Source organism: Pseudomonas sp. R-28-1W-6 (assembly GCF_009799925.1).
Taxonomy (GTDB): domain Bacteria; phylum Pseudomonadota; class Gammaproteobacteria; order Pseudomonadales; family Pseudomonadaceae; genus Aquipseudomonas.
Genome location: NZ_WELK01000001.1, coordinates 41,270 through 67,103 on the forward strand (window position 1 = coordinate 41,270; position 25,834 = coordinate 67,103).

At 66.5% G+C, this 25,834-nt stretch carries 23 protein-coding genes; 12 read left to right on the top strand and 11 right to left on the bottom strand.

Annotated elements, in window-relative coordinates:
- Positions 1-2: 2 nt before the first annotated feature.
- Both F3I62_RS00185 and F3I62_RS00190 read left to right on the top strand, forming a co-directional pair.
- Positions 3-1,211: an NAD(P)/FAD-dependent oxidoreductase gene (locus F3I62_RS00185; protein ID WP_372240073.1), complete on the top strand. Its 1,209-nt coding sequence runs from the start codon at positions 3-5 to the stop codon at positions 1,209-1,211.
- A 190-nt stretch (positions 1,212-1,401) separates the two neighbouring features.
- On the top strand, positions 1,402-3,198 hold the full coding sequence (locus tag F3I62_RS00190) for a 7TM diverse intracellular signaling domain-containing protein (protein WP_160487684.1): 1,797 nt from the start codon (positions 1,402-1,404) through the stop codon (positions 3,196-3,198).
- 42 nt (positions 3,199-3,240) lie between these two features.
- Here F3I62_RS00190 and F3I62_RS00195 read toward each other — a convergent pair whose 3' ends face one another.
- Together F3I62_RS00195 and F3I62_RS00200 are read right to left on the bottom strand one after the other, a co-directional pair.
- A complete protein-coding gene (locus F3I62_RS00195) occupies positions 3,241-4,098 on the bottom strand; it encodes an HDOD domain-containing protein (protein ID WP_256667573.1) in 858 nt (285 codons plus the stop codon).
- 323 nt (positions 4,099-4,421) lie between these two features.
- Positions 4,422-5,174, bottom strand: coding sequence for an ABC transporter substrate-binding protein (locus tag F3I62_RS00200; protein ID WP_160487686.1), 753 nt, complete (start codon positions 5,172-5,174; stop codon positions 4,422-4,424).
- A 108-nt stretch (positions 5,175-5,282) separates the two neighbouring features.
- Between F3I62_RS00200 and F3I62_RS00205 the strand changes: the two genes are divergently transcribed.
- Positions 5,283-5,753 carry a GreA/GreB family elongation factor gene (locus F3I62_RS00205; RefSeq protein ID WP_160487687.1) on the top strand — a complete coding sequence of 157 codons (471 nt, stop codon included), beginning with the start codon at positions 5,283-5,285 and terminating at the stop codon, positions 5,751-5,753.
- Between the two features lie 15 nt (positions 5,754-5,768).
- Here F3I62_RS00205 and F3I62_RS00210 read toward each other — a convergent pair whose 3' ends face one another.
- Positions 5,769-6,815, bottom strand: a complete 1,047-nt coding sequence (locus F3I62_RS00210; protein WP_160487688.1) for a cyclic nucleotide-binding domain-containing protein — start codon at positions 6,813-6,815, stop codon at positions 5,769-5,771.
- Positions 6,816-7,060: 245 nt separating this feature from the next.
- On the bottom strand, positions 7,061-7,570 hold the full coding sequence (locus tag F3I62_RS00215; RefSeq protein WP_160487689.1) for a YgjP-like metallopeptidase domain-containing protein: 510 nt from the start codon (positions 7,568-7,570) through the stop codon (positions 7,061-7,063).
- Between the two features lie 203 nt (positions 7,571-7,773).
- On the opposite strand from F3I62_RS00215, the gene F3I62_RS00220 reads away from it, so the two are divergent.
- The 4 genes from F3I62_RS00220 (at position 7,774) to F3I62_RS00235 (ending at position 10,279) form a co-directional block, all read left to right on the top strand.
- Positions 7,774-8,337, top strand: a complete 564-nt coding sequence (locus F3I62_RS00220) for a PAAR domain-containing protein (protein ID WP_160487690.1) — start codon at positions 7,774-7,776, stop codon at positions 8,335-8,337.
- Positions 8,338-8,426: 89 nt separating this feature from the next.
- The gene (locus F3I62_RS00225; protein WP_160487691.1) at positions 8,427-9,089 is read left to right on the top strand and encodes a hypothetical protein; all 663 of its coding nucleotides are present in this window, start codon (positions 8,427-8,429) and stop codon (positions 9,087-9,089) included.
- Positions 9,061-9,687, top strand: coding sequence for a hypothetical protein (locus F3I62_RS00230; protein ID WP_160487692.1), 627 nt, complete (start codon positions 9,061-9,063; stop codon positions 9,685-9,687). Before F3I62_RS00225 ends, F3I62_RS00230 begins: the two co-directional genes overlap by 29 nt.
- A 100-nt stretch (positions 9,688-9,787) precedes the next feature.
- Complete coding sequence (locus F3I62_RS00235; protein ID WP_160487693.1) at positions 9,788-10,279, top strand: hypothetical protein; 492 nt, start codon at positions 9,788-9,790, stop codon at positions 10,277-10,279.
- Positions 10,280-10,292: 13 nt separating this feature from the next.
- On the opposite strand, the gene F3I62_RS00240 is transcribed toward F3I62_RS00235, so the two are convergent.
- The 5 genes from F3I62_RS00240 to tkt all read right to left on the bottom strand — a co-directional run bounded on the left by F3I62_RS00240 (position 10,293) and on the right by tkt (position 16,362).
- Positions 10,293-10,712 (bottom strand): hypothetical protein, encoded by a 420-nt coding sequence (locus F3I62_RS00240; RefSeq protein WP_160487694.1) that lies wholly within the window; start codon positions 10,710-10,712, stop codon positions 10,293-10,295.
- Positions 10,713-10,864: 152 nt separating this feature from the next.
- Positions 10,865-11,929, bottom strand: a complete 1,065-nt coding sequence (gene fba / locus F3I62_RS00245) for a class II fructose-bisphosphate aldolase (RefSeq protein WP_160078062.1) — start codon at positions 11,927-11,929, stop codon at positions 10,865-10,867.
- A 76-nt stretch (positions 11,930-12,005) separates the two neighbouring features.
- Positions 12,006-13,169, bottom strand: a complete 1,164-nt coding sequence (locus tag F3I62_RS00250) for a phosphoglycerate kinase (RefSeq protein WP_160487695.1) — start codon at positions 13,167-13,169, stop codon at positions 12,006-12,008.
- A 2-nt stretch (positions 13,170-13,171) separates the two neighbouring features.
- Positions 13,172-14,254, bottom strand: coding sequence for an erythrose-4-phosphate dehydrogenase (gene epd / locus F3I62_RS00255; protein WP_160487696.1), 1,083 nt, complete (start codon positions 14,252-14,254; stop codon positions 13,172-13,174).
- 107 nt (positions 14,255-14,361) lie between these two features.
- Positions 14,362-16,362, bottom strand: coding sequence for a transketolase (tkt, locus tag F3I62_RS00260; RefSeq protein ID WP_160487697.1), 2,001 nt, complete (start codon positions 16,360-16,362; stop codon positions 14,362-14,364).
- Between the two features lie 190 nt (positions 16,363-16,552).
- Here tkt and F3I62_RS00265 point away from each other — a divergent pair, with 190 nt between their 5' ends.
- Both F3I62_RS00265 and metK read left to right on the top strand, forming a co-directional pair.
- Positions 16,553-17,560 carry a metalloregulator ArsR/SmtB family transcription factor gene (locus tag F3I62_RS00265; protein ID WP_160487698.1) on the top strand — a complete coding sequence of 336 codons (1,008 nt, stop codon included), beginning with the start codon at positions 16,553-16,555 and terminating at the stop codon, positions 17,558-17,560.
- Between the two features lie 9 nt (positions 17,561-17,569).
- The gene (metK, locus tag F3I62_RS00270; protein ID WP_160078050.1) at positions 17,570-18,760 is read left to right on the top strand and encodes a methionine adenosyltransferase; all 1,191 of its coding nucleotides are present in this window, start codon (positions 17,570-17,572) and stop codon (positions 18,758-18,760) included.
- 144 nt (positions 18,761-18,904) lie between these two features.
- Here metK and F3I62_RS00275 read toward each other — a convergent pair whose 3' ends face one another.
- Complete coding sequence (locus tag F3I62_RS00275; protein ID WP_160487699.1) at positions 18,905-20,218, bottom strand: ATP-binding protein; 1,314 nt, start codon at positions 20,216-20,218, stop codon at positions 18,905-18,907.
- A 151-nt stretch (positions 20,219-20,369) separates the two neighbouring features.
- Positions 20,370-21,101, bottom strand: coding sequence for a two-component system response regulator OmpR (gene ompR, locus F3I62_RS00280; RefSeq protein WP_160487700.1), 732 nt, complete (start codon positions 21,099-21,101; stop codon positions 20,370-20,372).
- Positions 21,102-21,283: 182 nt separating this feature from the next.
- Between ompR and F3I62_RS00285 the strand changes: the two genes are divergently transcribed.
- The 3 genes from F3I62_RS00285 to gshA all read left to right on the top strand — a co-directional run bounded on the left by F3I62_RS00285 (position 21,284) and on the right by gshA (position 25,755).
- On the top strand, positions 21,284-23,617 hold the full coding sequence (locus F3I62_RS00285; protein ID WP_160487701.1) for a Tex family protein: 2,334 nt from the start codon (positions 21,284-21,286) through the stop codon (positions 23,615-23,617).
- 3 nt (positions 23,618-23,620) lie between these two features.
- The gene (locus F3I62_RS00290) at positions 23,621-24,001 is read left to right on the top strand and encodes a PaaI family thioesterase (RefSeq protein ID WP_160487702.1); all 381 of its coding nucleotides are present in this window, start codon (positions 23,621-23,623) and stop codon (positions 23,999-24,001) included.
- Between the two features lie 167 nt (positions 24,002-24,168).
- The gene (gene gshA, locus F3I62_RS00295) at positions 24,169-25,755 is read left to right on the top strand and encodes a glutamate--cysteine ligase (RefSeq protein WP_160487703.1); all 1,587 of its coding nucleotides are present in this window, start codon (positions 24,169-24,171) and stop codon (positions 25,753-25,755) included.
- Positions 25,756-25,834: the final 79 nt, after the last annotated feature.

The following is a 25,834-nucleotide window of genomic DNA, read 5'->3' on the forward strand; positions in this document are numbered from 1 at the left end:
TTCTGCGATCAACCGAGGTTCAACCCGTGTCCTTCTTCCCGGTCATCATCATTGGCGCCGGCGCCGCCGGCCTGATGTGCGCCGCCCAGGCGGGCGCGCGCGGGCGTCAGGTGCTGCTGCTCGACCACGCCAACAAGCCGGGCAAGAAGATCCTCATGTCCGGCGGCGGGCGCTGCAACTTCACCAATATGTACAGCGAGCCGGGCAACTTCCTCTCCGGCAACCCGCACTTCTGCAAGTCGGCCCTGGCGCGCTACAGCCAGTGGGACTTCGTCGAACTGGTGGTCAAGCACGACGTGCCCTACCACGAGAAGAAGCTCGGCCAGCTGTTCTGCGACCGCCAGGCCAGCGACATCCTCAATATGCTGCTGGTCGAATGTGACCAGGCCGGCGTCGACCTGCGCCTGGACACCAAAATCGAGCAGATCGATAAGCTGGAGGCCGGCTACCGCCTGCTCACCAGCGCCGGCAGCTTCGACTGCGAATCCCTGGTGATCGCCACCGGCGGCCTGTCCATCCCCACCCTCGGCGCCACGGGCTTCGGCTACCAGGTGGCGCGCCAGTTCGGCCACCAGCTGCTGCCGACCCGCGCCGGCCTGGTGCCCTTCACCATCACCGAGCCGCAGCTGAAAGAGCTGTGCAGCGAGCTGTCCGGCACCTCGGTGGAGGACTGCCTGGTCAGCTGCAATGGGCAGAGCTTCAAGGAGAACATCCTGTTTACCCATCGCGGCCTCAGCGGCCCGGCGATCCTGCAGATTTCCTCCTACTGGCAACCCGGCGACAGCGTGCAGATCAACCTGCTGCCGCATATCGACCTGCCCGAGTGGCTGGCCGAGCAGCAGCGCGAGCGGCCCAACAGCGAGCTGAAGACTGTGCTCGGCGAGCTATTCACCAAGAAGATGGCCAACCTGCTGGCCGAGCGCTGGTTCGTCTCCAAGCCGCTCAAGCAGTACACCCCGGCCGAGCTGAATGCGGTGGCCGCGCACCTGGCCGAGTGGACGCTGATCCCGGCCGGCACCGAGGGCTACCGCACCGCCGAAGTCACTCTCGGCGGGGTGGACACCCGCGAGGTGTCGTCGAAGACCATGGAGTCGCTGAAATCGCCGGGGCTGTACTTCATCGGCGAGGTGCTGGACGTCACCGGCCACCTCGGCGGCTTCAACTTCCAGTGGGCCTGGGCCTCGGCCCATGCGGCGGCGCAGTTCGTCTGAGCGAACGCAGCGGATCGCCCGGGGTGCGCCGCGGGCCTCTGGGGCGCACGGCGCACCCTGCGACAGCGCTGGAAGCCCTCCCAATCCGACAAAAGCCCTGAAAAATCCAGGGACAAGGCTGGGCAGCCCTATTGGCACTCTGCCAGTATTGGCGGATGGCGCCGCGCGGCGCAGAACACCGAGTCCTCCGATGCCTGGCGCCCGTCACTTTCCTCCGCTGCCCCTGCTGCTCCTGTTCACCCTGCTGCTGAGCCTGCTGGCCTCGCCCGCCCGGGCCACCCTGGTGCTGGGCGACGACAGCCCGCCCCAGGACCTGCACGGCCAGGTCGACTACCTCGCCGACCCCGAAGGCCGACTGCAACTGCCGGCCCTGCTCGCCAGCCCCGAGGCTTTTCGCAGCAGCGCGGCGCGCCGCGACCTGGGCTTCGGCTATGTCCACGGCGCCATCTGGCTGCGTCTGCAGGTCGAGTCCGCCGCCCGCCAGGCGCGCGACTGGCGCCTGGAAATCGCCTACCCTTCGCTGGACCGGGTCGACCTCTACGATGTCGGCGCAGACGGCGTGCGCCACAGCCAGGCCGGCGACATGCTGCCCTTCGCCCAGCGCAGCGTCGGCAACCGCAACCCAGTGTTCGACCTGCACCTGCAGCCCGGCGAGCGCCGCACCCTGTACCTGCGCGCCAGCTCCGAGGGCAGCATGACCCTCGGCGCCACCCTCTATTCGCGCACCGCCCACGAGCAGCACAGCCTCCAGGGCTATGTGGTGCAGGCGCTCTACGGCGGCACCCTGCTCGCCCTCGGCTGCTACAACCTGTTGCTGTTCCTCGCCCTGCGCGAGCGCCCGTTCTTCTACTACGTGCTGTTCGTCGGCGTGTTCGCCATCGGCATCCTCGGCCTCAACGGCTTCGGCGCGCAGTTCCTCTGGCCGCAGGCCGGCTGGTGGACCAACCGCGCCCTGCCGTTCGGCATCAGCGCCGCAGCCGCCATCGGCATCCTCTTCGCCCGCAGCTTCCTCGACACCCGCCAGTGGCTGCCGCGCGGCGACCGCTGGCTGCGCCTGGCCTTCCTCGTCGTCGCCTGCTGCGCCCTGGCCACCCTGCTGCTGCCGGTGCAGCTGGCCCTGCAGACCATGTCGATCTCCGGCATCGCCATGTGCCTGAGCCTGCTCGCCACCGCCTTCGTCTGCCTGAAGAACCGCGTGCCCGGCGCCGGCATCTTCGCCCTGGCCTGGGGCATGCTGCTCGGCGGCGCGGTCCTGCTGGCGCTGCGCAACTTCGCCCTGATCCCGTCGAACTTCTTCACCATCTACGCCATGCAGATCGGCTCGTCGCTGGAGATGATCCTGCTGTCCTTCGCCCTCGCCGCACGCTTCAACGAACTCAAGCGGCAGAAGGAACAGGCCCTGCAGCAGCACGAGAAGCAGCTGGAGCAGCGCGTGGCCGAACGCACCGAGGCCCTGGAAGACGCCAACCAGCGCCTGCGCGGCCTGGCCATGAAGGACCCGCTCACCGGCCTGGCCAACCGCACCGCCCTGCAGGCCCAGCTGGAGCTGGCCATCCGCCGCTCGCACCGGCGCCAGGAGCTGCTGGCGGTGATGCTGATCGACCTCGACGGCTTCAAGCCGATCAACGACCAGCACGGCCATGCCCTCGGCGACCAGGTGCTCGCCGAGATCGCCCGCCGCCTGCAGCGCTGCGCCCGCGAGACCGACCTGCCGGCGCGCCTGGGCGGCGACGAGTTCGTCCTGGTCTGCGAGACCGTCAGCTCGCCCGTGCATGCCGAGCAGGTGGCGCTGCGGATTCTCGAACAGATCGGCCAGCCCATCGCACTGGACGCGCTGACCGTGCAGGTCGGCGCCAGCATCGGCATCGCCCTCAGCCGCGGCGAGGACAGCGGCACCCTGCTGATCCGCCGTGCCGACGCCGCCATGTACGCGGCCAAGGCCGCCGGGCGCAACCGCGTGCAGCTGCACGAGATCAGCACGGCCTGAAACCTCGCCGGTCGCGCAGGCCGCTCGGTGTGAGCCGCCGGCTCAGAGCAGGGTCGCGGCGATCACCTGGATGTCCGCCTGGTGCTCGACCACCAGCGCCAGCTCGCCCTCGGCGCTGACCCCGTTCAGCGGCGGCAGCAGCTTGCGGTAGGCGGCCAGTTCCGCCAGCGGCGGCAGCCCGGCCAGCGAGTTCTGCTGCTTGATCGCGTGGAACAGGGCCAGGTTGATCAGGTCCACCAGCAGCAGCCCGTGCCCGGCACTGAAGCCCCAGTTGCCGGCCTGGCGGATCACCTCGATGTACTCCTCGTCCACCGCCCACTTCTTCAGCACTATCACCCCCAGCGACTTGCTGTACTCGCGGCACAGCTTGTAATACAGCTCGCTGGAGGGGATCGCCGCCTCGTCCTTGAACGCCGAGAGCACCGCCAGGGTGCCCACCTCGCTGAGCAGGCTGGCCAGCAGCGCATGCTCCGGCGCCACCTGGCCGAGCAGGCGGGCCAGCTGGGCGCAGGTGCCGGCCTTGAACGCCAGGCGCTGCCAGACCTCGACGAACAGGCGCTTGTGCGCCGGGCTTTGCAGGGTGAACAGGCTCTTGATGCTATGCAGCATGGTGATCCGGTCGACCTCGGCCAGGCCGAGCAGGACGATCACCTCCTGCAGGGTCCGGGGCGCCTGCGCATGCCGATACAGCGCGCAGCAGGCATGCTTCATCAGCAGCGCACTGAGCGCCGGATCGCGGCCGATCAGGCGCACCAGCGCCGCCAGGCCGACCCGCTCGTCACTCAGCGCCCGGCGGATATCCAGGGTCAGGGCCGGCAGGCTGGGCAATTGCTCCTCGCCCTGCATCAGCTGCGAGACCACCTGCCGGTAGATCGAATAATCGGATGCCTGGTTCAGCAATGCGCACCTCCATGTCCCCCGCTGCAGTGTAGGTGGCACTGGGCCACTGGCGAGGCCGGCAAAAACGATTTCCCCCGCTGGACAGGCCCCGGCCGAATCCGTAGCTTCGGCCCAGCCGCTCCGGGCCATGGCCGGGAGCCAGAATTTCCAGCGCATCAGCCGGGCCGAGTTCATGCGCCTGCACGGCTGCTGCGACTAGCCGAGGCACAGGCACCGACAGACCGCTGAGCAGGCCAGATAGCGCTTAACTGTCTCTGGCTTGCTGGGAGCAGGAATGGCGACGGCGTGCGGCCGCTGCCGCTGCCGCGCAAACGCCCGGCTAGCTAGTGCGGCATCTCCTGCCCCGGCAGCCAGCGCTGGTAGATCGCCGCGAAAGTGCCATCGGCCTTCATCTGGTCGAGGGCGCCCTGCCACTCGGCGATCAGCGCATCATCGGTGCTCGGGGAGAAGGCGATGTAGGCGTAGGTGCGCAGGAAGCTGTGCAGCAGCTCGACATCCGCCGGCTTGAGTCCGCCGAGGGCCAGCAGGCTTTCCAGGGTCACGTTGTCGGCCACCACCAGCGGCACGCGGCGGTGGCGCAGCATGGTCATCATCTGCTTCGGCCCCATCACCCCATACAGATTGGGCAGCCCCTTGGCCTGCAGCGTCTGGTAGCTGTACCACTGGCGGGGCGCGGCGATGATGCCGGCCTGGCGCGCCTCCTCCAGGCTGGCGATGTGCAGGCCGGAGCCTTTCAGCGCATAGATGCCGGTGACCCCGACGATGATCGGCCCGACCCACTTGAACAGGTGCTCGCGCTCGGCGGTGCGCATGGTCACGAACAGCCCGGCATTGGCCTCGACCTGCGCGGCATGGTAGCCCCGCGCCCAGGGCACGATGCTGATCCGCGCTTGCTGCCCGGTGCGCCGCAGGATCTCCTGCACCACCTCGACGCCCAGGCCGGCCGGCTGACCGTCGCGGCTGAAGTTCAGCGGCGGGTATTCCTCGGTGTACAGCTGCAGCGGAGCGGCCGCCGCGACACTGGTGAAGCACAGGGCCAGCCAGCACAGCAGCCGGCACCAAGGGGGATGGTCCATCGGGACAACCTCGCGACAGGTGATCGCAGTTTAGTCGAACTCTCCGGCGCAAGACCCCGCCCCTCGTGCCCTGTTAACCTGCACGCCCGTTCACTGCCCGCCACGACCATGGACAAGACCCTGCTGCAGCAACAGGTGTGCGCGCACCTGGAGGCCGACCTGGCCCTGGCCATCCGCGCCGCGCAGACCGCCCACGAGGCGGCCACCCACGAGGAGAACATCGCCGAGAACAAGTACGACACCCTCGGCCTGGAGGCCGCGTACCTGGCCGCCGGGCAGGCGCGGCGGGTCGAGGAGATCCGCCAGGCGCTTAAGGCCTGGCAGGCCCTGCCGATGCGCGACTACGACGAGGAGCAGGGCATCGGGCTCGGCGCCCTGGTGTCCCTGCGCAGCGCCGAGGGCCGCCAGCAGTGCCTGCTGCTCGGCCCGGACGGAGCCGGCCTGAAGCTGCCGGGAGCCGAAGGCGAGATCATGCTGATCACCCCGCGCGCGCCACTCGGCCAGCAACTGCTCGGCCTGGGCGTGGGCGACGAGGTCGGCAGCGGCGCGCAGCGCTGGACCATCCTCCGCGTGCTCTGAAGCCCGTAGCGCCGCTCAGGCCGCCAGCGGTGGCTGCTCGCCGAGCAGGTAGGCGTCGAAGCCCAGCTGGTTGAGCAGGTGCACCGCCAGCTCGCTGCGGATGCCGCCTTCCGGGGTCACCACGTAGCTGGTGTCGCGGTCCAGGCTATCGGCGTGGGTGCGCAGGTTGGCCACCGGCAGATTGAGGCTCTCCGGCTGGTGGCCGAGGCGGTATTCCAGCGCCAGGCGCACATCCAGCAGCAGGTACTTGCGGCTGCCCTGCTGGCTCAGCCGCGCCAGTTCGTTGCGGCTGATCTGCGGGATCAGGGTCGGCCGCACCAGTTCGACGAAATCCTCGCGGTGCAGGCGCGCCAGTTCGCCGGCTTCGAGCATGGTCACGCTGGCCGAACGCACCGCGCCACTGATCAGCGCCTCCTCGCCGAAGAACTCGCCTTCGCCCAGGGTCAGTGCCGGCTGCTCGCTGTAGGCCGAGGGCAGGCTGATGCTCGCCCGCCCGCGCTTGATCACGTAGAAGTGCTCGCCGGGCTCGCCGTAGCTCACCACCCGCTGGCCGGCCTCGACCTCGACGTAGTCGAAGCGCGCCAGCAGCGCATGCAGGTGCGACGGAGCCAGGCGACCGAACAGCGGCGTGCCGAGCAGGCGGGCCAGCCAGTCCTCGTCGGCCTGCTCCTCGACCATGCCGCCGAGGCTGCTGACCTGGTAGGCCGCCTCCTGGCTCCAGCCGAGCAGCCGTTCGAGCAACTGGTGCTCCACGGCGAACAGGCTGACATCGGTCAGCGCCTTGACCGTGGCCGGGTTGGGCTGGCTGCCGTTGAGCGGCATGTGCGCCTGCGGCGAGCCGCCCTCGAAGGTTTGCCGCGCCGGGCCGGCGTCCACCGCCACCTTGCCGCTCAGCAGGTAGTACTGCGCCAGCGAACGCTCGCCCTTGTGCAGCAGCAGGGTACCGGCCGGGCGCTGCAGGTATTGCAGGCTGGCATGCAGCTGCTGGCGGTAGTGCGGGGTGAGGAAATCCATCGGGCTGTAGCTGCCCAGTTGTTCGAAGCTGAGCGGGACGCTGCTCATGGTCTTGCCTCCGGGCAAAACGCGACCCTGCGTGACGGGATTTCCCTTGCAGCTGCATGTCTTCACCTTAGCCTGCGCCGGCCGCGGCGGCACGCGCGCTGGTCGGGCAGTTCCAGGCGCTCTTGTCGGCGAATAAAAAAGCCATCCGCTTCAACAAGTTGCACACAATCGCCGGGGATGGATCTGTGGATAACAGGGGGATTATCGGCTGCAGACCAGGGCGGTAGCGGCCTGCGCCGAACTGTTCAGTTTTTGTCCGGTGCGCTCGGCAGATCGCGCCAGGTCAGGTACACGCGCAGGTCGAACTCCAGCTGGTGGTAGCCGGGGAGCATGTACTCGCAGAGCTTGTAGAAGGCCTTGTTGTGCTCGTATTCCTTCAGGTGCGCCAGTTCGTGAACCACGATCATCTGCAGGAACTCCGGCGCCGTCTCCTTGAACAGCGCGGCCACGCGAATCTCCTTCTTCGCCTTGAGCTTGCCGCCCTGCACCCGCGACACCGCGGTATGCAGGCCGAGGGCGCGATGGGTCAGGTCGAGGCGATTGTCGTAGAGCACCTTGTCGATCGCCGGCGCACTGCGCAGGTGCTGCTGCTTGAGGTCGAGGACGTATCCGTACAGCGCCTTGTCGCTCTGGATCTGGTGGCGCTGCGGGTAGCGCTGGCTCAGGTAATCGCCCAGGCGCCCGGCGGCGATCATCTGCTGCACCTGATCCTGCAGTTGCTGGGGATAAGCCTTGAGGTACTTGAGCGGGGTCATGGGGCGCACTGCGGGGAAACCAGGCGCCAGTTTAACTCGCAACGCCGCCGCCATGAGCCCAGGACTACGCGCGAGACACAGGAAAACTGCGCAACTCGTTGCGCAACCTGCACGCCGGCAGTGAGCAAGCGCATAAATCCCGCGGGCAACGCTGGCCGCACGAGGCGCAGTGCGGCACTGTCTGCCCGATAAGGAGATTGGCCATGTCCGGCAAACCCGCCGCCCGCGTATCCGACACCGACGCCTGCCCCCTCCCCGGCCACGGGCCAAACCCGGTGGTGGTCGGTTCGCCCAATGTACTGATCAACAACCTGCCCGCGGCCAGGGTCGGCGATGCGACTGCCTGTGGCGACGCCATCACCGTCGGTATCCCGACCATCCTGATCAACGGCATGCCGATCGCCCACCTGGGCAGCGCCACCGCTCACGGTGGTGTGATCATTACTGGCTCCGGCAATGTGCTGGTTGGCAGCTCCGGCGGCGGGGCTCCGATAAGCCCGGTGGGGCCGCTGCAGATTGGCGGGGCGATAGCCGCCGTGGCGGCAACGGCAAGTGCACGGGTGGAAAGCCTGAGTGATGCCTTGAGCCTATTCGACGAACAATTCGTTATCCGGGATGCCGAAGGTGAACCCCTGACCGGCTTGCCATACAAGATCACCACGGAATCCGGACGGATATATCGCGGCATTACCGACGAGCAGGGACAAACTCTGCGTATTAACACCGAACGCCAGGAAAACCTGCGCATCGAAGCGGATTTCGACTAACCAAGGTCAAGGAAGAACCTATGAGCATCCCGTGCGACTGACTTGGCGTCGGCTGCAGCAACCAAGAAGCAAACTCTCAACAAGCTGTAATGGCGGACCTTACCCGTTATGTGAAAGCACCTACCAGCGGCTGGTTGCTTGCCCTGAATGAGCAGGAAGAAAAGGTTTCACTTTGTGCTTACACCAAAGTCAGGTTGCTCAGGCAAATGACTGGAAGAACTTATTTCAAGGTTCTCGACGGCCCACATTATGGCGTGACGGCAAGTCTGAAAAATGAAAACGCAAATGTATATCTTGGCCAGGATGCACCCACCAGAAATGACGCCATTGTCAGGGTAAAGTACAAGGAACTCATCAAAAACTGGTACTCGCCAATCAAAGACGAGTACAGCGACCCACAAATGGCCGAGGTAACCTTTGATGGCTTAACCGCTAAAGCCATGCTCAATTCTGAATGGGGAACAGGTTTCAGCCCAATCCCCATTGGCACCTATAAAATCCTTATTCCAGACAGCCCTCATCAAGCAGACTTCACAAATTACTACCGCGAGCATGAGCCGGGCCTGCGCAGTGACCAAGTCTGGTTTCCGATTGAATATGGCAACAACAGCAGATATATCCATCCCGGCCACTTATCTCACGGCTGCGTAACCATCCACGAGCTATCAAAGTGGAACGCCCTATATGACTACCTGATCAAACATCGAATGGCAGGACAACAGCATGTTGGCAAACTCATCGTATCGCCGTAAATATCTACGTATTGGAATAGCTATCACTGCTGTATTCCTCGCCAAGTCTGTGGATGCACCTGCGGCAGACAATCTATGCATCACCCCACCGGCGAGCGCCAGAGACCTCGCTATTTGTCGTCTGGAAAAGCTACGTCGCCTACAGGATGATCCCGAGCAACTACGCAAGGCTTCAGAGTCCGCCAAACGCCTGATCGAAAATGGCGAGGCAGCCATGCAGGCAGGAAACTATGGCGCAGCTGGGCGTAGTTTCTCCATGGCAACCGCTTGGTTACCGTCATACATCAGCATGCTGGGTGACGGTGATGCCTACTTCACCGCCATTTCGGCCAACCCTCCCGGCGCGCCCTCGAAACAGGCCAGCAACTGTTCCATCTATTTCCCTCAGAGTGCCAAGATGGAACTGCGCCAGACATACGATGCCGCCTTGGCAATGCATGATCTGGCGAACGATGAGACAGGAAAAATGCCTGCACCCGCACGACTAGCGACCCAGCAAAAATCTGCCTGCCTTCACCGGCTTGCCGAGAGAGATGGCCAGCACCCCAACAGCTGCACGCCTCATCAAGAGATACGGCATTGCCTGAATATCAAGTGAGTGGTCCTCTCCTGGCCATCCAGTAACGCAGGCCCTGTACAACGCTTGACCGACTTCCTCAAGGCCCCCAGCGATGCCAATGCCCTCCCCTAAGTGGCTGATGCTGGTCAGCCTGAGCCTGTTCAGTCTCAACAGCCAGGCCATGTCGCGCCTGTTCGATGGCGACGCCAAGGTCTGGATCGCCAATGATCGGCTGTGCTTTGGTGGAACCGAGTTCAAGTCAGCGGGGTTGTTCTTCAAGCGCACGCTCAAGGTCGATGCAGGCCAGATCGTGGTGCATGCCATCCAGGTGACCGGGGCCGGTCCCGGCTCGTACTGGGCAATTAGTGCGACAGACCCGGAGCACGCACTGCCGATCACCAGCAACACCTGCATTGCCTATGGCGAGCGCATTGCACACTTCAACCCAGGCCAGGCAGCCAAGTCCCTGACGGATGGCCTGTACAGCGTGATGCTGGGCGGATCCGATCTGAAGAGCGGCAATCGCGCCACGTTCTACCAAAACTTCTGCCTGCAACACAGCGACAGCGGGCGCAGGGTGACGGCGGCCCATTACGACAAGAGTGCCCGGCAATGGGTCTGCTCGCCGTGATACCTGGGCCCCGTCATTTCCCCGCAGGTTTGAGCAAGTCACCTGGCTGGCCGGCCAGATAGTCGCGATAGACCTGCAACAACTGCGCGGTGCTGTAACGACAGCTCGGTGCATGGCACTCGGCATTGAAGTCGAAGCGCCCGGCCATGGGCTCGGCCAGGCGGATGTAGATGGCCGGCCACTCGCCGCGTGGCGCATCGGCAGGGGTGAACAGCAGGCGTTGCTGGCGTTGCACCAGGGCGCCACCGGCGGCGGCATAGTCGAAGACGAACAGCAGGGTGCGCGAAGTCTTGGTGGTGCATTCGGCCTGGCTCAGGCACTGCTGCGGATCGGTCGCCGGTTGTGGGTTGGCTGGCACGGGAGCGACAGCCGTGGGCTGCTGCGCGCAGCCGAGCAGCACGCTGCAGGCCATGACTACGGTGGGCAATCTCATGGGTTTCCTCCAACTGGCTGGCGTAGGGTGCGCCGTGCGCACCGCGAGGCACCGTGCAATCTGCCGGTGCGCAAGGCTCACCCTACGGCATTTGCCCGGGCCGGATACGCAAGAGCCCCGCATGGCGGGGCTCTTGGCTACAACGCGGGCTCTTAGTTGACCTTGGCGGTCAGCTCACCCTTGGCATAGCGCTGGAACATGCCTTCCAGGGAGATCGGCTTGATCTTCGAGGCGTTGCCCGCGGTGCCGAAGGCTTCGTAGCGGGCGATGCAGATGTCGCGCATGGCGGTGACGGTGGCGCCGAAGAACTTGCGCGGGTCGAACTCGCTCGGGTTGGTGGCCATCAGGCGACGCATGGCACCGGTGGACGCCAGGCGCAGGTCGGTGTCGATGTTGACCTTGCGCACGCCGTACTTGATGCCTTCGACGATTTCCTCAACCGGCACGCCGTAGGTTTCTTTGATGTCGCCGCCGTACTGGTTGATGATCGCCAGCCACTCCTGCGGTACCGAGGAAGAGCCGTGCATCACCAGGTGGGTGTTGGGGATGCGCTTGTGGATTTCCTTGATGCGGTCGATGGCGAGGATGTCACCGGTCGGCGGCTTGGTGAACTTGTAGGCGCCGTGGCTGGTGCCGATGGCGATGGCCAGGGCATCGACCTGGGTGCGCTTGACGAAGTCGGCGGCTTCTTCCGGGTCGGTCAGCATCTGGCTGTGATCCAGCACGCCTTCGGCGCCAACGCCGTCTTCTTCGCCGGCCATGCCGGTTTCCAGGCTGCCCAGGCAACCCAGCTCACCTTCCACGGACACGCCGCAGGCGTGGGCGAACGCCACGGTCTGCTGGGTGACGCGCACGTTGTAGTCGTAGTCGGCCGGGGTCTTGCCGTCTTCTTTCAGCGAGCCGTCCATCATCACCGAGCTGAAGCCCAGCTGGATCGAGCGCTGGCAGACGTCCGGGCTGGTGCCGTGGTCCTGGTGCATGCACACCGGGATGTGCGGGAATTCTTCGATGGCGGCCAGGATCAGGTGGCGCAGGAACGGTGCGCCGGCGTATTTGCGGGCACCGGCGGAGGCCTGGACGATTACCGGAGAGTCGGTCTTGTCGGCCGCTTCCATGATCGCGCGCATCTGCTCGAGGTTGTTGACATTGAAGGCCGGCACGCCGTAGCCGAATTCGGCGGCGTGGTCGAGCATCTGGCGCATGCTGATGAGTGCCATGGTGTTCTTTCTCCCGGTGGGGTTAATCGTGCAAGCCTGCCGCAGGGGCAGGCGCTATTCAAGTATTCGGGGCCACTCAGGCCTTGGCGCGTTGTTCCAGCACTGCCACGGCCGGCAGCACCTTGCCCTCGACGAACTCGAGGAAGGCGCCACCACCGGTGGAGATATAGCTGATCTGCGTGCCGACGCCGTATTTGTCGATGGCGGCCAGGGTGTCGCCACCGCCGGCGATGGAGAACGCCGGGCTTTCGGCGATGGCCTGGGCCAGCACCTTGGTGCCGTTGCCGAACTGGTCGAATTCAAACACGCCGACCGGACCGTTCCACAGGATGGTCTGCGACGACTTCAGCAGCTCGGCGAACTGCGCAGCAGTTTGCGGGCCGATGTCGAGGATCATATCGTCGTCCGCGACTTCGCTAACCAGCTTGATGCTGGCTTCGGCATCTTCGGCGAAGGCCTTGGCCACCACCACGTCGACCGGCAGCGGCACGCTGACCTTGGCCGCGATGGCCTTGGCGGTGTCGATCAGGTCGGCCTCGTACAGCGACTTGCCGACCGGGAAACCGGCGGCGGCGAGGAAGGTGTTGGCGATGCCGCCGCCGACGATCAGCTGGTCGCAGATCTGGCTCAGGCTGTTGAGCACGTCGAGCTTGGTCGACACCTTGGAGCCGGCGACGATGGCCGCCATCGGCTTGGCCGGGTTGCCCAGGGCCTTGCCCAGAGCCTCCAGCTCGGCCGCCAGCAGCGGGCCGGCAGCGGCGACCTTGGCGAACTTGGCCACGCCGTGGGTCGAGCCCTCGGCACGGTGGGCAGTGCCGAAGGCGTCCATGACGAACACGTCGCACAGGGCGGCGTATTGCTGGGCCAGTTCGTCGGCGTTCTTCTTCTCGCCCTTGTTGAAGCGCACGTTCTCGAACAGCACGACCTGGCCCGGCTGTACGTCGACGCCGCCCAGGTAGTCGGCCACCAGCGGCACGTCACGGCCGAGGGCCTTGCTCAGGTAGGCCGCCACCGGCGCCAGGCTGTTCTCGGCGCTGAACTCGCCCTCGGTCGGACGCCCCAGGTGCGAGCAGACCATGACCGCCGCGCCCTTCTCCAGGGCCAGCTTGATGGTCGGCAGGGAAGCGAGGATGCGCGCGTCGCTCTTCACCACGCCATCCTTCACCGGGACGTTGAGGTCTTCGCGGATCAGCACGCGCTTACCGGCGAGGTCGAGGTCGGTCATCTTCAAAACGGTCATGGTCAGTCCTTCACAAGGGGCTGGTTAATGGCTGTCTGTTCGGTGGAACAGGTGGAAACGTCGAGGAAATGCTGGGCAACGTCGAGCATGCGATTGGCAAAGCCCCATTCGTTGTCGAACCAGGCCAGCAGGTTGACCAGCCGCGGGCCGGACACCCGGGTCTGGCTGCCGTCGACAATCGCCGAATGGGCGTCGTGGTTGAAATCGCAGCTGGCGTGGGGCAGCTCGGTGTAGGCCAGCAGGCCCTTGAGCGGGCCGCTGGTGGCGGCTTCACGCAGCACCCGGTTGATCTCTTCGGCACTGGTGTCGCGGGCGGTCTGCAGGGTGATGTCCAGGCAGGACACGTTGACCGTCGGCACGCGGATGGCCTTGGCCTGGATGCGCCCGGTCAGTTCCGGCAGCAGGCGTTCGATACCGCGGGCCAGGCCGGTGGATACCGGGATCACCGACTGGAAGGCCGAACGCGTGCGGCGCAGGTCTTCATGGTGGTAGGCGTCGATCACCGGCTGGTCGTTCATCGCCGAGTGGATGGTGGTGATCGACACGTACTCGATCCCCACTGTCTCGTCGAGCAGCTTGAGCAGCGGCACCCCACAATTGGTGGTGCAGGAGGCGTTCGACACCAGCTTCTCGGCACCGCTCAGGCAGGCCTGGTTGACACCGAACACCACGGTGGCGTCGATATCCGCCTCGCTGGCCATCGGCTGGGAGAACAGCACCCGCGGCGCACCGGCGGCCAGGAAGCGCTCGGCATCGGCGCGGCTGTGGTAGACGCCGGAGCATTCCAGCACCAGGTCGATGTCCAGCGCGCCCCAGTCGATGGCCTCTGGCGTGGCCTGGCGCAGCACCTTCACGCAGTTGCCGTTGATATGCAGGCAATCGCCGTCGACCTGCACCTCGCCGGGGAAGCGGCCGTGGGTGGAGTCGAAGCGGGTCAGGTATTCGATGCTGGCCTGGTCGGCCAGGTCGTTCAACGCGACTATCTCGAAACCGGCCGCGGCGCCACGCTCGTGCAAGGCGCGCAGCACGCAACGGCCGATGCGGCCGTAGCCGTTGAGGGCGACTTTATAGGGGCGTTTGGCCATGGGTTCTTCGTCGGTCCGGCAGGTGGAAAACCGCTTTGCGGGTTTTCCACCCTACGCAAGGGTGGAGTCACGTAGGGTGGATGGCCGCAGCCATCCACCATCCTGGATCAGGCGTCCAGCAGTTCGGCGGCGGTTTCCAGGATATTGTCGACGGTGAAGCCGAACTCCTCGAACAGCGCCGGGGCCGGGGCGGACTCACCGAAGGTGGTCATGCCGATGATGCGCCCTTCCAGGCCCACGTACTTGTACCAGTAGTCCGCGTGCGAGGCCTCGATGGCAATGCGCGCGCCGACCTGCAGCGGCAACACGGCCTGCTTGTAGGCGGCGTCCTGCTGGTCGAACACGGAGGTGGACGGCATGGACACCACGCGCACCTTGCGGCCCTGCTCGGTCAGCTTGGCGTAGGCCTGCACGGCCAGACCGACTTCCGAACCGGTGGCGATCAGGATCAGTTCCGGCTCGCCGACGCAGTCCTTGAGCACGTAGGCGCCGCGGGCCACGTCTGCCAGCTGCTGGGCATCGCGGCTCTGGTGCGGCAGGTTCTGCCGGCTGAAGATCAGCGCGGACGGGCCGTCGGCGCGCTCGATGGCGTACTTCCAGGCCACCGCGGATTCCACCGCGTCGGCCGGACGCCAGGTGTCGAGGTTCGGCGTGCCACGCAGGCTGGCCAGCTGCTCGATCGGCTGGTGGGTCGGACCGTCTTCACCGAGGCCGATGGAGTCGTGAGTGAACACGTACAGCACGCGCTGCTTCATCAGGGCGGACATGCGCACGGCGTTACGGGCGTATTCCATGAAGATCAGGAAGGTCGCGCCGTAGGGGATGAAACCACCGTGCAGGGCCACGCCGTTCATGATCGCGCTCATGCCGAACTCGCGCACGCCGTAGAACATGTAGTTGCCGGAAGCGTCTTCAGCGGACACGCCCTTGCAGCCCTTCCACAGGGTCAGGTTGGAGCCGGCCAGGTCGGCCGAGCCGCCGAGGAATTCCGGCAGCAGCGGGCCGAAGGCGTTCAGCGCGTTCTGGCTGGCCTTGCGGCTGGCGATGGTTTCGCCCTTCTCGGCGACATCCTTGATATAGGCGGCGGCCTTCTCGGCGAAGTCGGCCGGCAGCTCACCGGCAACCCGGCGCTTGAACTCGGCAGCCAGCTCCGGATGGGCGGCGGCGTAGGCGGCGAACTTGTCGTTCCACGCGGCTTCGCGGGCAGCGCCGGCTTCCTTCGCGTCCCACTCGGCGTAGATGTCCGCCGGGATCTCGAACGGGCCGTGAGTCCAGCCCAGCTGGGCGCGGGTGGCGGCGATCTCGTCATTGCCCAGCGGCGCGCCGTGGCACTCTTCCTTGCCGCCTTTGTTCGGCGAACCGAAGCCGATCACGGTCTTGCAGCAGATCAGGGTCGGACGGTCAGTGGACTTGCGCGCGGTCTCGATGGCGATCTTGATCTCTTCGGCATCGTGGCCGTCGACATTGCGGATCACCTGCCAGCCGTAGGCTTCGAAGCGCGCCGGGGTGTCGTCGGTGAACCAGCCGTGCACTTCGCCGTCGATGGAGATGCCGTTGTCGTCGTAGAAGGCGACCAGCTTGCCCAGGCCCAGGGTGCCGGCCAGCGAGCAGACTTCATGGCTGATGCCTTCCATCATGCAGCCGTCGCCGAGGAAGGCGTAGGTGAAGTGGTCGACGATGGCGTGGCCGTCACGGTTGAACTGCGCACCCAGCACTTTCTCGGCGAGGGCGAAACCGACGGCGTTGGCGATGCCCTGGCCGAGCGGGCCGGTGGTGGTCTCGACGCCCGGGGTGTAGCCGTATTCCGGGTGGCCCGGGGTGCGACTGTGCAGCTGGCGGAACTGCTTGAGGTCGTCTAGCCCTAAGTCGTAGCCGGTCAGGTGCAGCAGCGAGTAGATCAGCATCGAGCCGTGGCCGTTGGACAGCACGAAGCGGTCGCGGTCGGCCCAGTTCGGGTTCTGCGGGTTGTGCTGCAGGTAGTCGCGCCACAGCACTTCGGCGATGTCCGCCATGCCCATGGGGGCACCCGGGTGGCCGCTGTTGGCTTTCTGCACAGCATCCATGCTGAGGGCACGAATGGCATTGGCACGCTCACGACGGCTGGGCATCGCTGAATCTCCTGGACGGACTGTTGCTTAATGAAAGGGCGGAAAAAGGCGCGCATTTTCGCCCAGCCAGGCGCTGCGGGGCAATGAAAGATCGACGAAAGCTGCCGGCCGACCCGCCCACACCTCAATATCAAAAAGTTTTGATATTGATATTGCTGGATGAAAAGTGACCGACTAGACTGCCGCCCCTATGAATATGCGCGTGCCCCAGATCCGTTTCGAGCCAGCCGACGAGCTCGCCGCCCTGTGCAAGGCCGGCGGCGACCCGCTGCGCCTGAACGTGCTGCGCGCGCTGGCCAACGACTCGTTCGGCGTGCTGGAGCTGGCGCAGATCTTCGCCATCGGCCAGTCGGGCATGAGCCACCACCTCAAGGTGCTGGCCCAGGCCGGCCTGGTGGCCAGCCGCCGCGAGGGCAATGCGATCTTCTACCGCCGCGCCCTGCCGCACGGCGAGCTGCTCGGCGGCACCCTGCACGCCGCGCTACTGACGGAAGTCGACGAACTGCAACTGCCGGCCGAGGTGCAGGCGCGTATCGCCGCCGTGCACGCCCAGCGTGCGGCGGCCAGCCGCGACTTCTTCGCCAAGACCGCGGACAAGTTCCAGGCCCAGCAGGACCTGATCGCCGGCCTGCCGCAGTACCGCGACAGCGTGCTGGCCCTGCTCGATGCGCTGGGCTTCGCGCACCAAGCCACGGCCCTGGAAGTCGGCCCCGGCGACGGCGGCTTTCTGCCCGAGCTGGCACGGCGCTTTGCCAGGGTCACCGCGCTGGACAACAGCGCGGCGATGCTCGAGCTGGCGCGCCAGCGCTGCGCGCAAGAACAACTGGGCAATGTCGAGCTGCAGCTCGCCGATGCCCTGAACGACGAGATCGGCGCCGCCGACTGCGTGGTGGTGAACATGGTGCTGCACCATTTCGCCGCCCCGGCCGAGGCGCTCAAGCAGCTGGCACGCCTGGTCAAACCGGCCGGCAGCCTGCTGATCACCGAGTTGTGCAGCCATGACCAGAGTTGGGCCAGGACGGCCTGCGGCGATCTCTGGCTCGGCTTCGACCAGGAAGATCTGGCCCGCTGGGCCGATGCCGCGGGGCTCACGCCCGGCGAGAGCCTCTATGTGGGCCTCAAGAACGGCTTTCAGATTCAGGTACGGCACTTCGCCAAGCCGGATGCGAAGCAAACCCGCCAAACCAGGTATGAATAGGATTTTGAAATGAGCGAATACGCCCTGTTTACCTCCGAGTCCGTGTCCGAAGGCCATCCGGACAAGATCGCCGACCAGATTTCCGATGCCGTCCTCGACGCCATCATCGCCCAGGACAAACACGCCCGCGTGGCCGTGGAAACCCTGGTCAAGACCGGCGTGGCCATCGTCGCCGGCGAAGTCACCACCAGCGCCTGGGTCGACCTGGAACAGATCGTCCGCGACGTCATCTGCGACATCGGCTACACCAACTCCGACGTCGGCTTCGACGGCGCCACCTGCGGCGTGCTGAACATCATTGGCAAGCAGTCCCCGGACATCAACCAGGGCGTCGACCGCGCCAAGCCGGAAGACCAGGGTGCCGGCGACCAGGGCCTGATGTTCGGCTACGCCAGCAACGAAACCGACGTGCTGATGCCGGCGCCGATCCGCCTGTCCCACGCCCTGGTCGAGCGCCAGGCCGAAGCGCGCAAGTCCGGCCTGCTGCCGTGGCTGCGCCCGGACGCCAAGAGCCAGGTCACCTGCCAGTACGAGAACGGCAAGGTGGTCGGTATCGACGCCGTGGTGCTGTCCACCCAGCACAACCCGGAGGTCAGCCTGAGCGACCTGCGCGAGGCGGTGATGGAACTGATCATCAAGCACACCCTGCCGGCCGAGCTGCTGCACAAGGGCACCCAGTTCCACATCAACCCGACCGGCAACTTCGTGATCGGCGGCCCGGTGGGCGACTGCGGCCTGACCGGACGCAAGATCATCGTCGACTCCTACGGCGGCATGGCCCGTCACGGCGGCGGCGCGTTCTCCGGCAAGGACCCATCCAAGGTTGACCGCTCGGCCGCCTACGCCGGCCGCTACGTGGCCAAGAACATCGTCGCCGCCGGCCTGGCCGACCGCTGCGAGATCCAGGTTTCCTACGCCATCGGCGTGGCCCAGCCGACCTCGATCTCGATCAACACCTTCGGCACCCACAAGATCGCCGAAGACAAGATCATCCAGCTGGTGCGCGAAGTGTTCGACCTGCGTCCGTACGCCATCACCAAGATGCTCGACCTGCTGCACCCGATGTACCGTGCCACCGCGGCCTACGGCCACTTCGGCCGCACCCCGGAGGAAGTGACCGTGGCTGGCGACAGCTTCACCACCTTCACCTGGGAAAAGACCGACAAGGTTGCCGACCTGCGCGCCGCCGCCGGCCTGTAAGCCTTGCCGCCATGCAAAAAGCCCCGCCTAGTGCGGGGCTTTTTGTTGGCGCGGCGTGGGGCGATGCATTCGCGCAGGGCGCGCCGTGCGCACCAGAAAGAGGGGCGGGCTACCCGCGCGGCGCACCCTACGGGAGACCAGGCATCAGGCCGCATCGCGCGGCAAGAGCAGCCCCAGCGGCAGGCAGATGCGCGCCTCCAGGCCGCCACCGGAGCGGTTGCGCAGTTCGACGCTGCCGCCATGCAGGGCGGCGATGCGCTTGACGATGGCCAGGCCGAGGCCGCTGCCCTTGCCGCCACGGGCGCGGTCGCCGCGGATGAAGGGGTTGAACAATTCGCCACGCTCGGCCGGGTCGATGCCCGGGCCGCGGTCCAGCACGCTGAGCACCACGTAAGGCGCGCCGTGGTCGCCGGAGACATAGGCGGCCACTTCGACCCCGTGGCCGCCATAGCGCAGGGCGTTCTCCAGCAGGTTGACCAGCAGGCGCTTGATCGAGATGCGCCGCAGCGGGAACGGCGGCACCGGTTCCAGGCACAGGCGCACCCGCTCCTGCTGCTGGTTGTAGGGCGCCACCACCTCGCGGATCAGCTCGCCGAGGTCGGTCGCCTCCAGCTTCTCGTCGCGGCCGTCGCGGATGAAGGCGAGGAACTGGTCGAGAATGGCGTCCATGTCCTCGATGTCGCGGACCATGTCCTCGGTCAGCTCCGAGTCGCTGTCGAGCAGCTCCAGGGACAGGCGCAGGCGGGTCAGCGGGGTGCGCAGGTCATGGGAGACCCCGGCCAGCATCAGCTCGCGCTCGCGGGCGGCCTGCTCGACGCCCTCGGCCATCTGGTTGAAGGCACGGTAGACCTCGGTCATCTCGCTCGGCGTGTCGCTCACCGGCAGGCGCACGCTGCGCCCCTGGCCGAGCTGGCGGGCGGCGAACACCAGGCGCTTGAGCGGCGCGTTGAGCTGGCGCACGAAGATCCACGCCGCCGCCGTGGACAGCAGGCCGATGCCGAGGAACCAGCCCAGCACGCTCCAGATCTTCTGCCCGCGCAGCGGGTGCGGGTACAGCGGCACCTTGGTCCAGCCGTCGCCCAGGCTCGGCGCGCGCACCCACAGCGCCGGCGGGCTCTTGACCCGTACCCGCACCTCGGTGTCCGGGCCCAGCTCGGCCTGCATCTGCCGCAGGAAGATTTCCGAGTAGGGCCAGTGCTGCTCGGTCGGCGGCACCTGCTCGGCGGCCACCTGCTCCAGGGTCGCCGCCGCGGCGATATGCGCGCGCTCGGCTGGGGTCGCCGCCCAGTAGGCGCGCAGGGTCAGCGCCGCGCCGTGGCTGTACTGGCGGTCGACCAGCACGTCCTCGTTCATCATCAGGTAGACCAGGGTCAGCGCCTTGGAAAACAGCACGACCACCAGCACCAGCCAGAGGGTGCGGGCGAAGAAGCTTTGCGGGAACCACAGCGGGGTTTTCATGGGAGCTCGATGTAGGTTGGGTTGAGCGCAGCGAAGCCCAACATGACGAGGCCTGGTGATGGGCGAAAAGGCCGTCGTAGGGTGGATCGCGCCCGATCGATCCACCCAGCGGGTTTTTCGCGGATGAACAAGGCGTCATCCACCCTACGGGCTACTTGCTGCCATCCGGCACAAACACGTAGCCCACTCCCCACACCGTCTGGATATAGCGCGGCTTGGACGGGTCCGGCTCGATCAGCCGGCGCAGGCGGGAGATCTGCACGTCGATGGAGCGCTCCAGGGCGTCCCATTCGCGGCCGCGGGCCAGGTTCATCAGCTTGTCGCGGGTCAGCGGCTCGCGGGCATGCTGGACCAGGGCCTTGAGCACGGCGAACTCGCCGGTGGTGAGCATGTGCACCTCCTCGCCCTTCTTCAGCTCGCGGGTGGCCAGGGACAGCTCGTACTCGCCGAAGCTGACGCTGGCGTCCTCGCTGCCCGGTGCGCCCGGCACCACGGGCACCTGGCGGCGCAGCACGGCCTTGATCCGCGCCAGCAGCTCGCGCGGGTTGAACGGCTTGGCCAGGTAATCGTCGGCGCCCTGCTCCAGACCCTGGATGCGGCTGGCCTCGTCGCCCTTGGCGGTGAGCATGATGATCGGCAGCTGGTTGTTCGCCGCGCGCAGGCGGCCGCAGGCGGACAGGCCGTCCTCGCCGGGCAGCATGAGGTCGAGCACCAGCAGCTGGAACAGCTCGCGGGACAGCAGGCGGTCCATCTGCTCGACGTTTTCCACCGCGCGCACGCGGTAACCCTGCTCGCTGAGGAAGCGCTCCAGCAGGCGACGCAGGCCGGGATCGTCGTCGACGATCAGGATCTTTTCGCCTTCCGGCGCAGCAGCAGTGCTCATGGCAACTCCCCAGTAAACAGTGGCGGCATTATGGCGCAAGCGCGGCGCGCGCCGCTTCGACCATTGTTAGCAGATTTTTCCCGACCGGCTGCCCATGCCGGCAAAACTCGGTGGTTATAATGCGCCGCTTTGCGGTCGGCTCGGCCGGCTGCCGTTACCGCGCAGTTTTGTCAGGTAGGTGTATGGACAGCATTAACAAGCGTATCGCCGCAGAACTCGGCGTTCTCCCGCAACAGGTCGCCGCCGCCGTGGCGCTGCTCGACGAAGGCTCCACCGTGCCCTTCATCGCCCGCTACCGGAAAGAGGTCACCGGCAGCCTGGACGACACCCAGCTGCGCAACCTGGAAGAACGTCTGCGCTACCTGCGCGAACTGGACGAGCGCCGCACGGCGATCCTCGCCAGCATCGAGGAACAGGGCAAGCTGACCCCCGAACTGACCCGCGAGATCAACCTGGCCGACACCAAGACGCGCCTGGAAGACCTCTACCTGCCGTACAAGCAGAAGCGCCGCACCAAGGGCCAGATCGCCCTGGAAGCCGGCCTCGGCGAACTGGCCGACGGCCTGTTCGCCGACCCGACGCTGAACCCGGAAGAACAGGCCGCGCGCTTCATCGACGCCGAGAAGGGCTTCGCCGATGTGAAGGCCGTGCTGGAAGGCGCCAAGTACATCCTCATGGAACGCTTCGCCGAGGACGCCACCCTGCTCGAGCGCCTGCGCGGCTTCCTCAAGGACAACGCCACCCTCAGCGCCCGCGTGGTCGCCGGCAAGGAGGCCGAAGGCGCCAAGTTCAGCGACTACTTCGAGCACGACGAGCCGCTGAAGAGCATGCCGTCGCACCGCGCCCTGGCGATCTTCCGCGGGCGCAACGAGGGCATCCTCGGCGCCAGCCTCAAGGTCGGCGACGAAGCACCGGGCAGCATGCACCCGTGCGAGGCGATGATCGGCGAGCGCTTCGGCATCGACAACCGCGGCCGCGCCGCCGACAAGTGGCTGGGCGAGGTGGTGCGCTGGACCTGGAAGGTCAAGCTCTACACCCACCTGGAAACCGACCTGTTCGGCGAGCTGCGCGAGAAGTCCGAAGACGACGCCATCGGCGTGTTCGCCCGCAACCTGCACGACCTGCTGCTCGCCGCCCCGGCCGGCCCGCGCGCCACCCTGGGCCTGGACCCGGGCCTGCGCACCGGCTGCAAGGTCGCCGTGGTCGACGCCACCGGCAAGCTGCTGGATACCGCCACCGTCTACCCGCACGTGCCGCACAACCGCTGGGACGAGACCCTGGCGATCCTCGGCAAGCTGTGCGCCAAGCACAACGTCGACCTGATCGCCATCGGCAACGGCACCGCCAGCCGCGAGACCGACAAGCTGGCCATCGAGCTGATCAAGCTGCTGCCGACCCTGCAGATGACCAAGATCATGGTCAGCGAGGCCGGCGCCTCGGTGTATTCGGCCTCGGAGCTGGCGGCCAGGGAATTCCCCGAGCTCGACGTCTCCCTGCGCGGCGCCGTGAGCATCGCCCGCCGCCTGCAGGACCCGCTGGCCGAGCTGGTGAAGATCGACCCGAAGTCCATCGGCGTCGGCCAGTACCAGCACGACGTGTCCCAGCTCAAGCTGGCGCGCAGCCTGGACGCCGTGGTGGAAGACTGCGTGAACGCCGTCGGCGTGGACGTCAACACCGCCTCCGCCGCCCTGCTGGCGCGCATTTCCGGGCTCAACGCGACCCTGGCGCAGAATATCGTCGCCCACCGCGACGCCCACGGCGCGTTCAAGACCCGCGACGCCCTCAAGCAGGTGCCGCGTCTGGGCGAGAAGACCTACGTGCTGGCCGCCGGCTTCCTCCGCGTGATGAACGGCGACAACCCGCTGGACGCCTCCGCCGTGCACCCGGAAACCTACCCGCTGGTGCAGCGCATCGCCCAGGCCACCTCCCGCGATATCCGTTCGCTGATCGGCGACTCGGCCTTCCTGCGCCGCCTCGACCCGGCTAAATTCACCGACGAACAGTTCGGCCTGCCGACCGTCAGCGACATCCTCAAGGAACTCGACAAGCCCGGCCGCGACCCGCGCCCGGAATTCAAGACCGCCGAGTTCCAGGAAGGCGTCGAGACCCTCAAGGATCTCAAGCCGGGCATGGTGCTGGAAGGCGTGGTGACCAACGTCACCAACTTCGGCGCCTTCGTCGACATCGGCGTGCACCAGGACGGCCTGGTGCACATCAGCGCGCTGTCGGAGAAGTTCGTCAAGGACCCGTACGAGGTGGTCAAGGCCGGCGACATCGTCAAGGTCAAGGTCATGGAAGTGGACATCCCGCGCGCCCGCGTCGGCCTGTCCATGCGCATGAGCGACACCCCCGGCGAGAAGGTCGACGGCCCGCGTGGCGGGCGCCCCGGCAACGGCGGGCAGAGCCGCGGCGGCAACCCGCCGCGCAGCGAACGCCACTCCAGCCAGGACAAGCCGGCCCCGGCCAATGCCGGCATGGCCGCGCTGTTCGCCAACGCCAAGAACTTGAGGAAATAACCCATGAGCAGCCCCGTCGGCCAGGACAGCAACTTCAGCAAGTTGCTCGGCATGACCATCGACAAGGCCGAAAACGGCGAAGCGCAAGTCCGCATGAGCATGCAGGAGCACCTGCTCAACCTGCACGGGCGCATGCACGGCGGCGCGCTGTTCTCGCTGATCGACACCGCCCTCGGCCAGGCCAGCCACAGCCTGTTCGGCGGCGAAGCCGGCAGCATGACCCTGGAATGCAAGGTCAACTACATCCGCGCGGTCGAGCAGGGCGAGATCGTCTGCACCGCCCGCGTGCTGAATGCCGGGCGCAAGGTGCACGTGCTGGAAGCGCGGGTGCAGCAGGGCGACAAGCTGGTCGCCAGCGCCCAGGCCACCTTCATCTGCAAGTAAGCCGTCAGCCCCCGGTGGCCGCGTGCCCGCACGCGCCGCCGGCCCCACGCCGAACGACTGTGCCAACTGCCCGGCCATCCGCGCAGACAGTCGTCGCGCCTCCCCCCTTGTAGAGTGCGCAGTCCACCCCCATATTTGGGCGACTCACGCGTGAAGGAACCCCGAACTTGAGCGATCTCCTCTCCCGCCGCCTGGCCCTGCTTGGCGACGCCGCAGTCCTGCCCCTGCTGACCCAGTGTCTGCACGGCATCGAGCGCGAATGCCTGCGCGTCACGGCCAGCGGCGAACTGGCCCAGAGCGGCCACCCGCGCGCACTAGGTTCGGCCCTGACCCACCCGCAGATCACCACCGACTATTCCGAGGCCCTGCTGGAGTTCATCACCCCGGCCGAGCCCGACCCGGCGACCACCCTGGCCGACCTCGAACAGATCCACCGCTTCGCCTACAGCAAGCTGACCGACGAATACCTGTGGAGCCCGTCGATGCCCGGCCTGCTGCCGGACGAGGCACACATCCCGATCGCCCGCTACGGCAGCTCCAACATCGGCCGCCTCAAGTACGTCTACCGCCAGGGCCTGGCCCTGCGCTACGGCAAGACCATGCAGTGCATCGCCGGCATCCACTACAACTTCAGCCTGCCGGAACGGCTCTGGCCGCTGCTGCAGCAACTGGATGGCGACAGCGACGCACTGCGCGATTACCAGTCGGCGCGCTACATCGCCCTGATCCGCAACTTCCGCCGCTACAGCTGGCTGCTGATGTACCTGTTCGGCGCCTCGCCGGCGCTCGACCGCAGCTTCCTGCGCGAACGTCCGCACCAGCTGCAGCAGCTCGACGAGCAGACCCTCTACCTGCCCTACGCCACCAGCCTGCGCATGAGCGACCTGGGCTACCAGAGCAGCGCCCAGGCCGGCCTGACCCCCTGCTACAACGACCTCGCCAGCTACACCGAGAGCCTGCGCTCGGCGGTGGCCACGCCCTATCCGGCCTACGCCGAGCTGGGCACCAAGAACGCCGCCGGCGAGTGGCAGCAGCTCAACACCAACATCATCCAGATCGAGAACGAGTACTACTCGAGCATCCGCCCCAAGCGCGTGACCTACTCCGGCGAGCGGCCGATCCAGGCGCTGATCGCCCGCGGCGTGCAGTACGTGGAAGTGCGCTGCCTGGACATCAACCCCTACCTGCCGCTGGGCATCGACCTGGACGAGGCGCGCTTCCTCGACGCCTTCATCCTGTTCTGCGCCCTGCAGGACAGCCCGCTGCTGGAGGGCGGCGAATGCCGCAGCTGCACCGAGAACTTCCTCAAGACGGTCAAGGAAGGCCGCCGCCCCGGCCTGCACCTGCAGCGCCAGGGCCAGCCGGTGGAGCTCAAGGCCTGGGCCACGGAGCTGCTGCAGAGCTTCGCACCGATCAGCCGGCTGCTCGACCAGGCCCATGGCGGCGAGCATTACCAGCTGGCCCTGCAACGGCAACAGGCCAAGGTCGACGACTGCAGCCTGACGCCTTCGGCCCGGGTGCTGGCCGAGCTGCGCGAGCGCGGCGAGAGCTTCCGCGCCTTTGCCCTGCGCCACAGCCAGGAACATGCGCAGGCCTTGCGCGCCCAACCGCTGAGTGCGGCCCAGGTGGCGAGCTTCGAGGCCATGGCCGCCCAGTCGCTGGCCGAGCAGGCCGAACTGGAAGGCGCCGAGGCCGGCGATTTCGACACCTTTGTCGCCGCCTACCAGGCCAGCATTCTCGGCCTCAGCGTCTGAAATCAACGACCTGGGTGACGGGCTGGGCCGATTAGCGGCAGCCCGTCACAAATCCGCCATTTGCCGCGCAAACGGGTGA

What these genes read in the sequence shown, in the direction of transcription:
- F3I62_RS00190 (WP_160487684.1), top strand. Translation starts at nt 1,402, where the DNA reads ATGCCTGGCGCCCGTCACTTTCCTCCGCTGCCCCTGCTGCTCCTGTTC.
- F3I62_RS00200 (WP_160487686.1), bottom strand. Translation starts at nt 5,174, where the DNA reads ATGGACCATCCCCCTTGGTGCCGGCTGCTGTGCTGGCTGGCCCTGTGC.
- F3I62_RS00205 (WP_160487687.1), top strand. Translation starts at nt 5,283, where the DNA reads ATGGACAAGACCCTGCTGCAGCAACAGGTGTGCGCGCACCTGGAGGCC.
- F3I62_RS00210 (WP_160487688.1), bottom strand. Translation starts at nt 6,815, where the DNA reads ATGAGCAGCGTCCCGCTCAGCTTCGAACAACTGGGCAGCTACAGCCCG.
- F3I62_RS00215 (WP_160487689.1), bottom strand. Translation starts at nt 7,570, where the DNA reads ATGACCCCGCTCAAGTACCTCAAGGCTTATCCCCAGCAACTGCAGGAT.
- F3I62_RS00220 (WP_160487690.1), top strand. Translation starts at nt 7,774, where the DNA reads ATGTCCGGCAAACCCGCCGCCCGCGTATCCGACACCGACGCCTGCCCC.
- F3I62_RS00225 (WP_160487691.1), top strand. Translation starts at nt 8,427, where the DNA reads ATGGCGGACCTTACCCGTTATGTGAAAGCACCTACCAGCGGCTGGTTG.
- F3I62_RS00230 (WP_160487692.1), top strand. Translation starts at nt 9,061, where the DNA reads ATGTTGGCAAACTCATCGTATCGCCGTAAATATCTACGTATTGGAATA.
- F3I62_RS00235 (WP_160487693.1), top strand. Translation starts at nt 9,788, where the DNA reads ATGCTGGTCAGCCTGAGCCTGTTCAGTCTCAACAGCCAGGCCATGTCG.
- F3I62_RS00240 (WP_160487694.1), bottom strand. Translation starts at nt 10,712, where the DNA reads ATGAGATTGCCCACCGTAGTCATGGCCTGCAGCGTGCTGCTCGGCTGC.
- fba (WP_160078062.1), bottom strand. Translation starts at nt 11,929, where the DNA reads ATGGCACTCATCAGCATGCGCCAGATGCTCGACCACGCCGCCGAATTC.
- F3I62_RS00250 (WP_160487695.1), bottom strand. Translation starts at nt 13,169, where the DNA reads ATGACCGTTTTGAAGATGACCGACCTCGACCTCGCCGGTAAGCGCGTG.
- epd (WP_160487696.1), bottom strand. Translation starts at nt 14,254, where the DNA reads ATGGCCAAACGCCCCTATAAAGTCGCCCTCAACGGCTACGGCCGCATC.
- tkt (WP_160487697.1), bottom strand. Translation starts at nt 16,362, where the DNA reads ATGCCCAGCCGTCGTGAGCGTGCCAATGCCATTCGTGCCCTCAGCATG.
- F3I62_RS00265 (WP_160487698.1), top strand. Translation starts at nt 16,553, where the DNA reads ATGAATATGCGCGTGCCCCAGATCCGTTTCGAGCCAGCCGACGAGCTC.
- metK (WP_160078050.1), top strand. Translation starts at nt 17,570, where the DNA reads ATGAGCGAATACGCCCTGTTTACCTCCGAGTCCGTGTCCGAAGGCCAT.
- F3I62_RS00275 (WP_160487699.1), bottom strand. Translation starts at nt 20,218, where the DNA reads ATGAAAACCCCGCTGTGGTTCCCGCAAAGCTTCTTCGCCCGCACCCTC.
- ompR (WP_160487700.1), bottom strand. Translation starts at nt 21,101, where the DNA reads ATGAGCACTGCTGCTGCGCCGGAAGGCGAAAAGATCCTGATCGTCGAC.
- F3I62_RS00285 (WP_160487701.1), top strand. Translation starts at nt 21,284, where the DNA reads ATGGACAGCATTAACAAGCGTATCGCCGCAGAACTCGGCGTTCTCCCG.
- F3I62_RS00290 (WP_160487702.1), top strand. Translation starts at nt 23,621, where the DNA reads ATGAGCAGCCCCGTCGGCCAGGACAGCAACTTCAGCAAGTTGCTCGGC.